Origin of the sequence: Variovorax boronicumulans (assembly GCF_009811375.1) — a bacterium.
GTDB classification, from domain to species: domain Bacteria; phylum Pseudomonadota; class Gammaproteobacteria; order Burkholderiales; family Burkholderiaceae_C; genus Variovorax; species Variovorax boronicumulans.
Window position 1 is genome coordinate 3,821,654 of record NZ_BKDH01000001.1, and the last position, 12,504, is coordinate 3,834,157.

The 12,504-nt window shown below is 69.1% G+C and carries 11 protein-coding genes; 5 read left to right on the forward strand and 6 right to left on the reverse strand.

The window, feature by feature from the left end; genetic code table 11:
* Positions 1-149 precede the first annotated feature (149 nt).
* A complete protein-coding gene (locus VHAB30_RS17600) occupies positions 150-1,412 on the forward strand; it encodes an MFS transporter (protein ID WP_174250229.1) in 1,263 nt (420 codons plus the stop codon).
* Here VHAB30_RS17600 and VHAB30_RS17605 read toward each other — a convergent pair.
* The 3 genes from VHAB30_RS17605 to VHAB30_RS17615 all read right to left on the reverse strand — a co-directional run bounded on the left by VHAB30_RS17605 (position 1,402) and on the right by VHAB30_RS17615 (position 5,898).
* Complete coding sequence (locus VHAB30_RS17605) at positions 1,402-3,933, reverse strand: penicillin acylase family protein (RefSeq protein ID WP_159277961.1); 2,532 nt, start codon at positions 3,931-3,933, stop codon at positions 1,402-1,404. The genes VHAB30_RS17600 and VHAB30_RS17605 overlap by 11 nt on opposite strands.
* 113 nt (positions 3,934-4,046) lie before the next feature.
* Positions 4,047-4,856, reverse strand: a complete 810-nt coding sequence (locus tag VHAB30_RS17610) for a helix-turn-helix domain-containing protein (protein ID WP_159277962.1) — start codon at positions 4,854-4,856, stop codon at positions 4,047-4,049.
* Between the two features lie 88 nt (positions 4,857-4,944).
* Positions 4,945-5,898 (reverse strand): LysR substrate-binding domain-containing protein, encoded by a 954-nt coding sequence (locus VHAB30_RS17615; protein ID WP_159278377.1) that lies wholly within the window; start codon positions 5,896-5,898, stop codon positions 4,945-4,947.
* Positions 5,899-6,004: 106 nt separating this feature from the next.
* Here VHAB30_RS17615 and VHAB30_RS17620 point away from each other — a divergent pair, with 106 nt between their 5' ends.
* Complete coding sequence (locus VHAB30_RS17620; protein ID WP_159277963.1) at positions 6,005-7,318, forward strand: MFS transporter; 1,314 nt, start codon at positions 6,005-6,007, stop codon at positions 7,316-7,318.
* Here VHAB30_RS17620 and VHAB30_RS17625 read toward each other — a convergent pair.
* Positions 7,279-8,346 carry an adenosine deaminase gene (locus VHAB30_RS17625; protein ID WP_159277964.1) on the reverse strand — a complete coding sequence of 356 codons (1,068 nt, stop codon included), beginning with the start codon at positions 8,344-8,346 and terminating at the stop codon, positions 7,279-7,281. The genes VHAB30_RS17620 and VHAB30_RS17625 overlap by 40 nt on opposite strands.
* Before the next feature lie 234 nt (positions 8,347-8,580).
* Between VHAB30_RS17625 and fabA the strand changes: the two genes are divergently transcribed.
* The 3 genes from fabA to VHAB30_RS17640 all read left to right on the forward strand — a co-directional run bounded on the left by fabA (position 8,581) and on the right by VHAB30_RS17640 (position 10,817).
* Positions 8,581-9,096, forward strand: a complete 516-nt coding sequence (gene fabA / locus VHAB30_RS17630) for a 3-hydroxyacyl-[acyl-carrier-protein] dehydratase FabA (RefSeq protein WP_056574156.1) — start codon at positions 8,581-8,583, stop codon at positions 9,094-9,096.
* A gap of 10 nt (positions 9,097-9,106) precedes the next feature.
* Positions 9,107-10,327 (forward strand): beta-ketoacyl-ACP synthase I, encoded by a 1,221-nt coding sequence (gene fabB, locus VHAB30_RS17635; RefSeq protein ID WP_159277965.1) that lies wholly within the window; start codon positions 9,107-9,109, stop codon positions 10,325-10,327.
* A 97-nt stretch (positions 10,328-10,424) separates the two neighbouring features.
* Complete coding sequence (locus tag VHAB30_RS17640) at positions 10,425-10,817, forward strand: nuclear transport factor 2 family protein (protein WP_095744204.1); 393 nt, start codon at positions 10,425-10,427, stop codon at positions 10,815-10,817.
* 6 nt (positions 10,818-10,823) lie between these two features.
* Here VHAB30_RS17640 and VHAB30_RS17645 read toward each other — a convergent pair whose 3' ends face one another.
* Positions 10,824-11,201, reverse strand: a complete 378-nt coding sequence (locus VHAB30_RS17645) for a hypothetical protein (protein WP_159277966.1) — start codon at positions 11,199-11,201, stop codon at positions 10,824-10,826.
* A gap of 84 nt (positions 11,202-11,285) precedes the next feature.
* Entirely contained in the window at positions 11,286-12,455 is a 1,170-nt protein-coding gene (locus VHAB30_RS17650) for a BMP family ABC transporter substrate-binding protein (protein ID WP_062477516.1), read from the reverse strand.
* Positions 12,456-12,504: the final 49 nt, after the last annotated feature.

A 12,504-nucleotide genomic window follows, 5' to 3' on the forward strand; every position in this document is an offset into this window, starting at 1 on the left:
TCGAGGTAGCAGACGCAAGGCTAGACCAACCCGTCCCACCGCGCCAGCGGGAGGGATACGGCCCGCGCCCTTCCCGCGCCGCGATGGGTGCCCCCACCAATCGGCAAGCGCCAGCCGCGCGGGTCGTCCCACAATGGGCGTTCCCCACCATGACCAACCCGACGACAACGACAGCAGGCGCCCCCACAGCCGAACCGGGCGCCCACGCACACTGGCAGCGCAACCTCGCGGTCTGCATGTTCGGCTCCTTCACGACCATCATCGCGATGACGCTGCTGCTGCCCTTCCTGCCGCTGTACGTCGAGCAGCTCGGCGTGAAGGACCACGCGGCCATCGTGCAGTGGTCGGGCGCGGCCTATGGCGCCACTTTCCTGAGCGCCGCGCTGGTCGCGCCGCTGTGGGGCCGGCTGGCCGACCGCTACGGGCGCAAGCCGATGCTGATCCGCGCGAGCCTCGGCATGGCCGTGGCGATGGCACTGATCGGCCTCGCGGCCAACGTGTGGCAGCTCGTGGGCCTGCGACTGCTGGCGGGGCTGCTCGGCGGGTACGCCTCGGGCTCGATGGTGCTGGTCGCCACGCAGACGCCCAAGGACCGCACGGGCTGGGCGCTGGGCACGATGTCGTCGGCCATCATGGCGGGCAACCTCGTGGGGCCGCTGGTGGGCGGGGTGCTGCCGCCGTTGGTCGGCATCCGCAACACCTTCTTCGCGGCGGGCGCGATGATCTTCGTGGCCTTTCTCGCCACGGCCTTCCTGATTCGCGAGGAGAAGAAAGCACCCTCGGCCGCAAGGCAAAGCGGCACGCCCGACACTGGCTGGGCCGCCGTGCCCGACAAGCGCCCGCTGGTCGCGATGCTCTTCACCGGCATGCTGCTGATGCTCGCGAACATGTCGATCGAGCCGATCATCACGGTCTACGTCGCCACGCTGCTCGACGACCCGCAGCGCGTGACGATGATGGCCGGCCTCGTGATGTCGGCCGCCGCGCTCGGCAGCATCCTCTCGGCCTCGCGGCTGGGCAAGCTGGCCGATCGCGTCGGGCACTGGAACGTGATCGTCGGGTGCCTCGCGGTGTCGGCGCTGCTGCTGATTCCGCAGGCCTTCGTCACGGCGGGCTGGCAGCTGGTGGTGCTGCGCTTCCTGATGGGGCTGTCGCTCGGCGGGCTGCTGCCCTGCATCGCGAGCGTGATCCGCCACAACGTGCCCGAGCGCGTGGCCGGCAACATGCTGGGCTACTCGACGTCGGCGCAGTACGCGGGCCAGGTGGCGGGCCCGCTGCTCGGCGGCTTCGTGGGCGGGCACATCGGCATGCGCGCCGTGTTCCTCGGCACCTGCGTGCTCATGGCCGCAGGCGCCGGGTGGAACTGGCTCGCGCAGCGAGCCGCGTCCCGTACTCCGTCCGCTACTCGCTGACGACGGCGCTGCGGTAGGCCGCGTCGCCCTTGATCTCGGCTTCGGAGAACGGCACCTTCAGCCACTGCCCCGCGCTGTAGGCCCGGGTGTAGTCGGCGTTGTGCGCCGAGGCCGGGTCGTCCGACAGCGAGAACGTCAGGAAGGTGTGCGCCTCGACGCCGCCCTCGGGGAAGCGCACGATCTGCATGTAGCTGTTGCCGTTCGGGTTGCCGTCCATGGTGTAGCCGCCCTTGTCCAGACGGTTCTCCGAGCACGCGATGGTGAAGTAGCCCGGGCCGTGGCAGCCGCCGTACAGCGGAATCTTCTGGCCGCCGCGCGTGGCGAACAGGTAGTCGCCGCGCTGCGCATCGAGTGCGAAGCCGCTGGCCTCCACGCGCGCGACGGCCGCGCCGAAAGCCTGCTGCAGGGCACTCGCGGCGCCGGCCTTCAGGTCACGTGGCGTGTGGATCGGATCGCTCGCGCTGAAGGGCACGTTGTAGAGCGTGGCCGCGGATTGCAGCGACGCGCGGTTCCAGAACTCGTCCCAGATGTGTGCGCCGCGCGCGCCGATCGTGCCCGTGTTGTTCCAGGCCTTGAGCACCGCGCAGGCCGGGCCGGTGTCCACGTCGCGCCCGATGGCGGCGCCGCCTTGCGGATCGCTCACCACGTTGATCGTCGGCGTCGCGCACACCATGGCCAGCGCCTGGTCCTTGAACAGTTCGGCCGTCAGCACGCGGCTGTTGAGCACCATCTGCTTGACGGTCTCGGGCGTGGCCGCCTTGCCGGCGTAGCTGTCGGCGCCGTCGATGCGCGCCTGCGCCATCAGGTTGCCCAGGCGCGTTCGGAAGCTCACGGCCTCCGTGCCCGCGGGTCCCATGATGGCCGGGTAGCCGGTCATCGGCGCCTTGGGGTTCGCGAGCCAGTAGCTGTCGTTCGAGTTCTCGACATAGTCGTCGCGCAGCAGGCTCGGCAGACGGGCCGCGCCGATGGCGCCCTTCTGCGCCGAGTCGGCATCGGTCTGCCAGTCGCATTCGCTCTTCGAGCCGTCGAAAAACGGCGCCAGCGGGAACGCAGGGGCTGCCGCCGCACCCAGCGGCGTCGTGCAGCTGGCCACCTGGGCGGGCGACACGTTGGGAATCGCGCCGATGTCGGCATACCAGGCCTTGGCCGCGCCGCGGCCCACGGCCACGGTGTTGACCCACGGAATGGCCGCTTCCTCGCGCTGGATGGCGATGAACTCGTCCAGCGACTTGGCCTGGTTCCAGCGCAGCCAGTTCTTGAAGGTGCGGTAGTTCTCGCCGTTGATGTCGCGGATCGCGAAGGCCGTGGTCTGGCTCCAGGCGAACGGCGCACCCAAGGCCGTGAGGTTGACCATCGGCCCGTACTCCGACTTGTAGAGCGTGCGCGTCACCGGCGCCACGCTGCCGTCGGCCTGCTTCACGTTGACGGTGATGTTGAGCGCCTGCATCTTCACGGGCTTGCCGTCGCGCATGTAGCTGGTCGGGTCGCCCGCCGCGAGCTTCAGTTCGTACAAGCCGAAGCGCCGCGCAGTCGACACCGTATGGCTCCATGCGATGTTGTCGTTGAAGCCGATGAGGATCACCGGAATGCCGAGGAACGAGGTGCCGCTGATGTTGAGCTGGCCCGGAATCGTGAGCTGCGCCTGGTAGAAGCGGTCCGGCCCGCGCCAGTACCAGTGCGGGTTGCCGAAGAGCAGCGGGCTGCTGTCGCCGGTGGCGGCCGTGCCGAAGCCGATCATGTTGCTGCCCACGCCCTCCTTGCCACCGACCTGCAGCTCGGGCACGTTGACGACCGCCGCCAGCTGCAACGAGGCCTTCTTCGCGCTGCCGCGCGCGGCCATCTTGGTGGGCGCTGCCGGTGCGGGTGCGATCGCATTGGCGATCTTCGCCACGAAGTTGCTGTAACCGCCCGCGAGATTGGCCGCGTACATGCGCCGGTAGATGTCTTCGGCCGTGATGGGCGTCACCCAGGCTTCGTTGCGGCAGGCCTGGTGCGCCGTGCCGCCGGCCTTCACGTCGCGCACGTAGCGGTTGTAGCCGGCGGCGAAGCCCTCGACCAGCTGCTTCAGGTTGTCGGGCTGGGCCGCGATCATCTTCGCGAGCACGTCGGCCGAGATCACCTGCTTGTGGAAGAAGTCGGAGTCGATGTTCTGCGGCCGCGCGATGGTGCTGCTGGCCACGAGCTGCGCATCGCCGCCGAGGTACTGCGAACGCTCGCCGCGGTAGGTGAGGAAGGAGTCGGCCATCGTGCACAGGTCGTCTTCCGCCTGCGCAAAACCGTAGCCGTAGCCCACGCCGGGCCAGTTGTCGGCCTTGATGTGCGGCACGCCAAGGGCGGTGCGGCGGATCTCGGCCTTGTAGCGGCCTTCGGCCGGTGGGTTGGTGGGCGGGTTGCCGCCGATGGGAAAGAACGGGAACCCGTTGCCGCCGCCACCACCGCCACCGCAAGCGGTGAGTGCAGCGGCCGTGGCCAACGCGAGCAGGGACAGCGGCATGGCGCCGCGCGAGGATGTCTGTCTCATGGATGTCTCCGGTTGATGCTCTCTTGATGGAGCACCACCAGCTTAGGCACGCAGGCCGGCTGCGGCTTGAACGCAGCCGCTGTCCTGCGCCGCGCCTGGAGACCGCTGAAGACTCAGTGCGCCATCCCGCGCCCCCACGCGTGCGAGGCCTGCTCGTCGGCCGTCACGCGCACCTGGTTCGACAGGAAGGACGGCGACAGGCCGAAGTAGCGCTGGAAGGTGCGGCTCATGTGCGCCGCGTCGGTGAAACCGCTGACCAGCGCCACGTCGGTCAGCGGGCGGCGCGCGGTGAACTGCTGCACCGTGCGGCGCACCTTGGTCCACAGCGCATAGCGCTTGATCGACACGCCCACCTGCTGCGCGAACAGGTGCGTGAGCCGGTCGGGCGAGAGAAAGGCCAGCGCCGACAGCTCGCGCAGCGGGATCTGCCCCGCATGCGTGCGGATGGCCTGCAGCACGCGCTCGATGCGCGGGTCGATGGCGGCCTGCAGCTCGGGGCACTCGGTGATCGACGTGACCAGCTTCGAACTCAGCACCTGCAGGCGCCGGTCGGACAGCGCGCCGTGCTGCGCCGGTTCGAAGTCGTCGCGCGCGCGGCCGAAGCGGCGCGCGTCGAGCGGCTGGATGCCGTGGCCGCCCAGGTGCCGCGAGAGCATGCGGTAGGCGCTGGAGGCCGGGTCGAGGTTGAGCGACAGCAGCCCGCAGCCGTCGACATCGAGGCGACGCGACACATGCGGCCCCACCAGCGCGGCGGTGCAGCGCACGCGCGTGCCGTCGACCGCCTCCAGCGTGAAGGGATGGCCGCTGACCGAGGCCAGCAGCGTGGCCGACGAACGGGCCGTGAGCCCCGACTGGATCGCCGGTGTGATGTAGAGGAACCTGTCGTCCCACAGGTGCAGGGAGTTGTGCCGCGTGGTGGTCATGCCGTCTCGCTTGGGTCTTGTCTCTTGTACTTGTCTCCAGCGGCGGATTCTCACGCATCGCGGCGGCGGCCCGCGCAAGGGCCTGCGCTCAGCGGGGTTGCACGGTCTCGACCTGCAGATGCTGGCGCACGGCCTCCAGCAGCAGCGTGGCCAGCCGGCTCGCAGGGGCCTCGGCACGGGCCTGCGCGCGGTACAGCACGAGCGAGATCTGCGGCAACGCCGGCAGCGAGAGCACCGCGCGGTCGAGCGCGCGCACATGCGCAGGCAAGCCGAACGGCGTGCGCACGGTCAGACCCAGTCCGGCCGAGGTCGCGGCCCACAGCGCCGCCAGGCTGGCGCTGCCGAAGGCGCGGCGCCACGGCAGGCCGGCGCGGTCGAGCGCGGTGATGACGATCTCGCGCAGCGGGCACGGGGCGTCCAGCATGATGAGCGGCAGCGGCTCCTTGCTCTTCACGGTGCGAACGCCCGCGCGGTGCTCGCGCTCGGTCCACCAGGGCGCATCGACGCGCTCGGGCGCCGTGGGGCCGATCCACAGCAGCGGCATCCGCGCCACGCGCTCGGCATGCGGCGACAGCGGCTGGTCGCCCGCGTCCCAGGCCAGTGCCAGGTCGAGCTGGCCCAGCTCGAGCCGCTCGCGCAGCTCGCCGCTGCGCGCCACGCAGGCCTCGATGCGCACCTTGGGGTGGGCGCGCGCGAAGCGGCCGAGCACGGCCGGCAGCAGCGTCTCGCCGAAGTCTTCCTGCAGGCCCAGCCGCACCCAGCCCTGCAGGTCGGCGCCACGCAGGGCGGCGCTGGCCTCGTCGTTGAGCTCGAGCATGCGGTGCGCGTAGGCCAGCAGCGTCTCGCCCGCATCGGTGAGCGCCAGGCCGCGGCCCTCCTTGCGGAACAGCACGGTACCGGCCTGCGCCTCCAGCTTCTTGAGCTGCGCGCTCACGGCCGAGGTCGAGCGGCCCAGCTTGTCGGCCGCGCGCGCGTAGCTGCCGAGCGCCATGCCGGTGGAAAAGGTGCGCAGCACGTCGAGATCGAACATCACCTGGGTCATCGCGGGTCCTTGCATGAGGCTTTTCGATCATCCTGAATTTCAGGACGATCCGCTCATTATTTTCTGATTTTCAAAACCTTTGCAGCGGCGGACACTGCGCTGCAACATGACCCAATCGCCCTCCTCCACCCCGCTGTCGCCCCGCCACCGCTGGAAGGTGCTCGCCGCCGGCGTGGCCGCCAACGCGGCCTTCTCGGTCGCATTCAGCGGCATTCCCATGACCGCCGTGCTCATGCGCACCGGCTACCAGCTGGACAACGCCGCGCTCGGCCTGGTGCTCGGCCTCATGGGCCTGGGCATCGCCGTGAGCGAGCTGCCCTGGGGCCTGCTGACCGACCGCTGGGGCGACCGTCCCGTGCTGCTGGCCGGCCTGGGCAGCACGGCGATCGCCCTGGTCGCGATGGCGCTGTGGGCCGCGCCGGGCGCCGGCCATGTGCCGGGCCTCGGCGTGCTCGGCGCGGGGCTGCTGCTGGTGGGCCTGCTCGGCGGCAGCGTGAACGGTGCCAGCGGGCGCGCGGTGATGACCTGGTTCGACGCCGGCGAGCGCGGCCTGGCCATGAGCATCCGCCAGACCGCCGTGCCGATGGGCGGCGGTATCGGCGCGCTGGTGCTGCCCTTCGTGGCGCTGCACTTCGGCTTTGCCGCGCTGTACGGCCTGCTCGCGCTGCTGTGCGCGCTCAGCGCGGCGATGAGTTGGGCCTGGGTGCACGAGCCGCCCGTGGCGCCCCGCCACACGAGCGTGGAAGCACCGGCGCCGAAGACCGGCCCGCTGCGCGACGTGCGCGTGTGGCGCATCGTGGCCGGCATCGGCATCCTGTGCGCGCCGCAGTTCGCGGTGCTGTCCTTCGGCACGGTGTTCCTGCACGACTTCGGCCACGTGGGCCTGGGCACGATCACCGCCGCCATGGTCTTCGTGCAGGTCGGCGCGATGGCGATGCGCGTGTGGAGCGGCCGCTGGACCGACCGCCGCCGCAACCGCCCGGCCTACCTGCGGGCCTGCAGCGCGCTCAGCGTGGTGCTGTTCGCGGGCCTGGCCGCGCTGGTGATGGCGGCGGGCACCGAGGCGCCCTCCGCGCCGCTGCGCCTGGCGCTGATCGCGCTGCTGGCCGTGAGTGGCGTGTGCGTGTCGGCCTGGCACGGCGTGGCGTACACCGAGCTGGCCACGCTGGCCGGCGCGGCGCGCGCCGGCACCGCGCTGGGCATGGCGAACACCAGCGTGTTCTTCGTGTGCTTCGTCACGCCCTTCTCGATTCCGCACCTGCTGGCACTGCAGGGCTGGCCGGTCGTGTGGCTGGCGGCCAGCGCCTGTGCGCTGATGGCGATGCCGCTGCTCGTGCCGCGCCGCGACGCCGGTCCCGGCGCCTGCACGGCCGAGCTGGCTCAGAAGGTCGCGAAGACGGCGTTGAGCCGGTCGACGTAGGCGCGCTTGGCGGCCGCGTCGATGAAGCTGCCCTCGAAGCTGTTGGCCGCGAGCTGCCAGGCCTGCTGCACGCCCAGGCCGGTCGCTGCGAAGGTCTGCGTGAAGTTCTGGTTCATGTAGCCGCCGAAGTAGGCCGGGTCGTCCGAATTGACGGTGGCGACCAGCCCCGCGTCGAGCAGCGCACCGAGGTTGTGCTGTGACAGGTCGGGGAACACGCACAGCTTGAGGTTCGACAGCGGGCACACGGTGAGCGGAATGCGGTCCTGCGCCAGCCGCTTCATCAGTGCCGGGTCTTTCGCGCTTTGCACGCCGTGGTCGACGCGCTCGACCTTCAGCACGTCGAGCGCGCTCCACACGTAGGCCGGCGGGCCCTCTTCGCCCGCGTGCGCGACGAGGTGAAAGCCCAGTTCGCGGCAGCGCGCGAACACGCGCGCGAACTTCTCGGGCGGGTGGCCGACCTCGCTCGAGTCGAGCCCCACGCCGATGAATTTGTCGCGGTACGGCAGCGCCTGCTCCAGCGTCTCGAAGGCCTCTTCCTCGCTCAGGTGGCGCAGGAAGCACAGGATGAGCGAGGCGCTCACGCCCAGCTTCGGCAGCGCATCGACGCAGGCGCGGTGCAGGCCGTTGACCACCGTTTCCATGGCCACGCCGCGCGCCGTGTGCGTCTGCGGGTCGAAGAACATCTCGGTGTGCACCACGTGGTCGGCCGCGGCGCGCTCCAGGTAGGCCCAGGCCATGTCGTAGAAGTCCTGCTCTTTCAGCAGCACGCTGGCGCCGGCGTAGTAGATGTCGAGAAAGCTCTGCAGGTTGGTGAAGGCGTAGGCCTTGCGCAGCTCTTCCACGCTGGCATACGGGATCGAGACACCGTTTCGCTGCGCGAGCGCGAAGATCAGTTCGGGCTCGAGCGAGCCTTCGATGTGCATGTGCAGCTCGGCCTTGGGCATGGCGCGCAGCAGCTCGGGCAGGCGTTCGGCGGGGATGCGCTGCGCGAAGCTGGGGTCGAAGAGGGGGCGGCTGGAATCTGTCATGGGGCGTGGGAAATCGACGTTGTGATCGCGCACAGCATAAGGGCAGACACCCTGCGCGGCATCCCCGAAAACGTATACGCTGCCAGCCCCATTTCCCCCAAACTGATCTGGGTCAAATCGGGCCATGGCGGATGCGCTAGGCTTGGACCCCGGCAGGCCCGGCATCGGGCGTGTTCCCTCCAATCCGCGCGCAGCGTGCATTCGTGCCCCTGGCGCCGTCCTTGATCGACTCGCATGACCCTACAAAACGCCTTCACCCGCGAAGACCTGCTGCGCTGCAGCCGCGGCGAACTGTTCGGCCCCGGCAACGCCCAGCTGCCCGCCCCGAACATGCTGATGGTGGACCGCATCACCCACATCAGCGCCGAGGGCGGTACCTACGGCAAGGGCGAACTCACGGCCGAGCTCGACATCACGCCCGACCTGTGGTTCTTCGCCTGCCACTTCGAAGGCGACCCGGTCATGCCGGGCTGCCTGGGCCTGGACGCCATGTGGCAGCTGGTGGGCTTCTTCCTCGGCTGGCAGGGCCTGCCGGGCCGCGGCCGGGCCCTGGGCTCGGGCGAAGTGAAGTTCACGGGCCAGGTCCTGCCGACCGCCAAGCTCGTCACCTACAGCATCCAGATCAAGCGCGTGCTCAAGGGCAAGCTGAACCTGGCCATCGCCGACGGCTCGGTGAGCGTCGACGGCCGCCAGATCTACACCGCCGAGGGCCTGCGGGTCGGCGTGTTCACTTCCACCGACAACTTCTGAGGGTTTCGCCATGCGACGCGTCGTCATCACCGGTCTGGGCATCGTTTCGTGCCTGGGCAACGACAAGGAGACCGTCTCCGCCAACCTGCGCGCCAGCCGCCCCGGCATCCGGTTCCAGCCGGCCTACGCCGAAATGGGCCTGCGCAGCCAGGTGGCCGGCTCCATCGACCTTCCCCTCGAAGACCTCATCGACCGCAAGCTCTACCGCTTCGTCGGCCACGCCGCGGCCTATGCCTACCTGGCCATGAAGGACGCCATTGCCGATGCCGGCCTGACCGAGGAGCAGGTGTCCAACCCGCGCACCGGCCTCATCGCCGGCTCGGGCGGCGCCTCCACGCTGAACCAGATGGAAGCGCTCGACCTGCTGCGTGAAAAGGGCGTCAAGCGCGTCGGCCCCTACCGCGTGACGCGGACCATGAGCAGCACCGTGTCGGCCTGCCTGGCCACGCCCTTCAAGATCAAGGGCCTGAACTACTCCATCGCCTCGGCCTGCGCCACCAGCGCGCACTGCATCGGCAACGCCATGGAGCAGATCCAGATGGGCAAGCAGGACATCGTGTTCGCCGGCGGCGGCGAGGAAGAGCACTGGACCCAGTCGTTCCTGTTCGACGCCATGGGCGCGCTGTCCACCAAGTACAACGACACGCCCGAGAAGGCCTCGCGCGCCTATGACGCCGAGCGCGACGGCTTCGTCATCGCCGGCGGCGGCGGCATGGTCGTGGTCGAGTCGCTCGACCACGCACTGGCGCGCGGCGCCAAGATCTACGCCGAAATCGTCGGCTACGGCGCCACCTCCGACGGCTACGACATGGTCGCGCCCAGCGGCGAAGGCGCCGTGCGCTGCATGCAGATGGCCCTGTCGACCGTCGACACGCCCATCGACTACCTGAACACCCACGGCACCTCGACGCCCGTCGGCGACGTCATGGAAATGAAGGGCGTGCGCGAAGTCTTCGGTGACAAGGCGCCGGCCATCAGCTCCACCAAAAGCCTGTCGGGCCACTCGCTGGGCGCCGCCGGCGTGCACGAGGCGATCTACTGCCTGCTGATGATGGAAGGCAGCTTCATGGCCGGCTCGGCCAACATCGAGGCGCTCGACCCCGAAGTGGCCGACATGCCCATCCTCACCGCCACGCGCGAGAACGCCACCGTCGACACCGTGATGAGCAACAGCTTCGGCTTCGGCGGCACCAACGCCACGCTGGTGCTCAAGCGCTGGCAAGGCGCGTAGCCCGGCCGCCTGCCGGCCCCGTCGCGCCCGCGACGATGGGCCCGCGGGCGCTTCGCTAGACTGGGTTTCCCCATCCATCCACCGCGCGAGGAGACCCATGGCGATCGACACCCTTTCCACCTGGCACCGGCTCGTCAAGACACGCGACGTGGCGGGCCTCGACGCCCTGCTGGCCGACGACGCCGTCTTCCTCTCGCCCGTGGTGCACCGACCGCAGGTCGGCAAGGCCATCACCAAGCAGTACCTCGCCGCGGCCTTCCAGGTCTTCTTCAACGAGAGCTTCCGCTACGTGCGCGAACTCCAGGGCCCGAACGACGCCGTGCTCGAGTTCGAACTCGAACTGGACGGCATCGCCATCAACGGCGTGGACATGATGAAGTGGAACGCCGAAGGCCGGATCACCGAGTTCAAGGTGATGCTGCGGCCGCTGAAGGCGGTGAACCTGATCCATCAGAAGATGGCGGCGCAGCTGCAGGCGGCTGCGCAATAAGCCCGTTCAGGGGCAGGCCAGCTCCGTCCTGGCCACGGCACACAGCCGAGCCTTCTCGGCCGCGGGCAACGTGAGCCCCGGCATCAACCCGTCCAGCCGCAGCACCGCCGGGTAGAGGCGCGTGTCCTGCGGGTTCTTGCGGTAGGCCCGCAGCACCAGCTGCTGGCCTTCCTTGCCGCAATGCTGGCGCTGTTGGCGCGTCACTTCCTTGTCGTGCGCCGAGCCGTCGCCGTTGAATTCGCCGGCGAAGTGAAAGCACATTTCCGCATCGTCCACGGCCTTGCGCAGGCGCTGCTCTTCTTTCGAGAACGTCGGCGGTGCGGCGAACGACATCGACACGGCCAGCAGTGCCGCGCCTGCCGCCATGACCCTCTGCAGCTTCATGGTGTGAATCCTTTTCCTGAATGAAAAAAGGGCCGTCCGCAGACGACCCTTCTCGTGGCAATCGCCGAAGCGATCGACCAATGATTACTTCTTGTCGCCGCCCGGCACCTTGCCTTCCACGCCCTTGACGTAGAAGTTCACGCCCGACAGGAACTTGTCGTCGGCGACCGCGTCCTTGGCGATCAGCTCCTTGCCGTCCTGGCCGACGATCGGGCCCTTCCAGATCGAGAAGCTGCCGTCCTTCAGGCCCTTCTTGATTTCCTCGACCTTGGCCTTGGCTTCGGCGGGCACGTCTTCGGCGATCGAGACGATGTCGATCGCGCCTTCCTTCACGCCCCACCAGGTCTGGCCGGTGGCCCACTTGCCGTCCAGCGCGTCTTGGGTGGTCTTGATGTAGTACGGCGCCCAGTTGATGATGGCCGAGCCCAGGTGGGCCTTCGGGCCGTAGGCGGTCATGTCGGAGTCCCAGCCGAAGGCGCGCTTGCCCTTCTCTTGGGCGGTCTTCAGCACGGCCGGCGAGTCGGTGTTCTGGAACAGCACGTCGGCGCCGCCGTTGATGAGGGCGGTGGCGGCTTCGGTTTCCTTGGGCGGGCTGAACCACTCGTTCACCCACACGACCTTGGTCGTGATCTTCGGGTTGACCGACTGCGCACCCAGCGTGAAGCTGTTGATGTTGCGCAGCACTTCGGGGATCGGCACCGAGCCGACCACGCCCAGCGTGTTGCTCTTGGTCATGGAGCCGGCGATCACGCCGGCCATGTACGCGCCTTCGTAGGTGCGGCTGTCGTAGGTGCGCATGTTCTCGGCGGTCTTGTAGCCGGTGGCATGCTCGAACTTCACGTCCTTGCTGTCGTTGGCGACCTTGAGCATGGGTTCCATGTAGCCGAAGGTGGTGCCGAAGATCAGCTTGTTGCCCTGGCCCACGAAGTCGCGGAACACGCGCTCGGCGTCGGCCGACTCGGGCACGCTTTCGACGAAGGTGGTCTTGATCTTGTCGCCGAATTCCTTCTCGAGCGCCTTGCGGGCGTTGTCGTGCGCGAAGGACCAGCCGCCGTCGCCCACGGGACCGACATAGGCGAATGCGATGTTCAGCGGGGCCGCCGGTGCGGGGGCCGGGGCGGCCGCGGGGGCCGGCGCCGGCGATGCTGCGGGGGCGGCCGCCTCTTCCTTCTTGCCGCAGCCGATGAGGGCCGCCGAAGCCACCGCGGTGAGGGCGGCGAGCTTGAGAAGGGAACGCTTGTTCAGATCATTCATTGTCGAAATCCTCGGAAGAAAAGGACGGGTTGGCAAAAAAACGAGAACG

Bases quoted from the DNA above. Each gene is read 5' to 3' on its own strand.
- VHAB30_RS17610 (WP_159277962.1), bottom strand. From the start codon at position 4,856: ATGACCACCACGCGGCACAACTCCCTGCACCTGTGGGACGACAGGTTC.
- VHAB30_RS17600 (WP_174250229.1), top strand. From the start codon at position 150: ATGACCAACCCGACGACAACGACAGCAGGCGCCCCCACAGCCGAACCG.
- VHAB30_RS17640 (WP_095744204.1), top strand. From the start codon at position 10,425: ATGGCGATCGACACCCTTTCCACCTGGCACCGGCTCGTCAAGACACGC.
- VHAB30_RS17625 (WP_159277964.1), bottom strand. From the start codon at position 8,346: ATGACAGATTCCAGCCGCCCCCTCTTCGACCCCAGCTTCGCGCAGCGC.
- fabA (WP_056574156.1), top strand. From the start codon at position 8,581: ATGACCCTACAAAACGCCTTCACCCGCGAAGACCTGCTGCGCTGCAGC.
- VHAB30_RS17650 (WP_062477516.1), bottom strand. From the start codon at position 12,455: ATGAATGATCTGAACAAGCGTTCCCTTCTCAAGCTCGCCGCCCTCACC.
- VHAB30_RS17620 (WP_159277963.1), top strand. From the start codon at position 6,005: ATGACCCAATCGCCCTCCTCCACCCCGCTGTCGCCCCGCCACCGCTGG.
- VHAB30_RS17605 (WP_159277961.1), bottom strand. From the start codon at position 3,933: ATGAGACAGACATCCTCGCGCGGCGCCATGCCGCTGTCCCTGCTCGCG.
- VHAB30_RS17615 (WP_159278377.1), bottom strand. From the start codon at position 5,898: ATGACCCAGGTGATGTTCGATCTCGACGTGCTGCGCACCTTTTCCACC.
- fabB (WP_159277965.1), top strand. From the start codon at position 9,107: ATGCGACGCGTCGTCATCACCGGTCTGGGCATCGTTTCGTGCCTGGGC.
- VHAB30_RS17645 (WP_159277966.1), bottom strand. From the start codon at position 11,201: ATGAAGCTGCAGAGGGTCATGGCGGCAGGCGCGGCACTGCTGGCCGTG.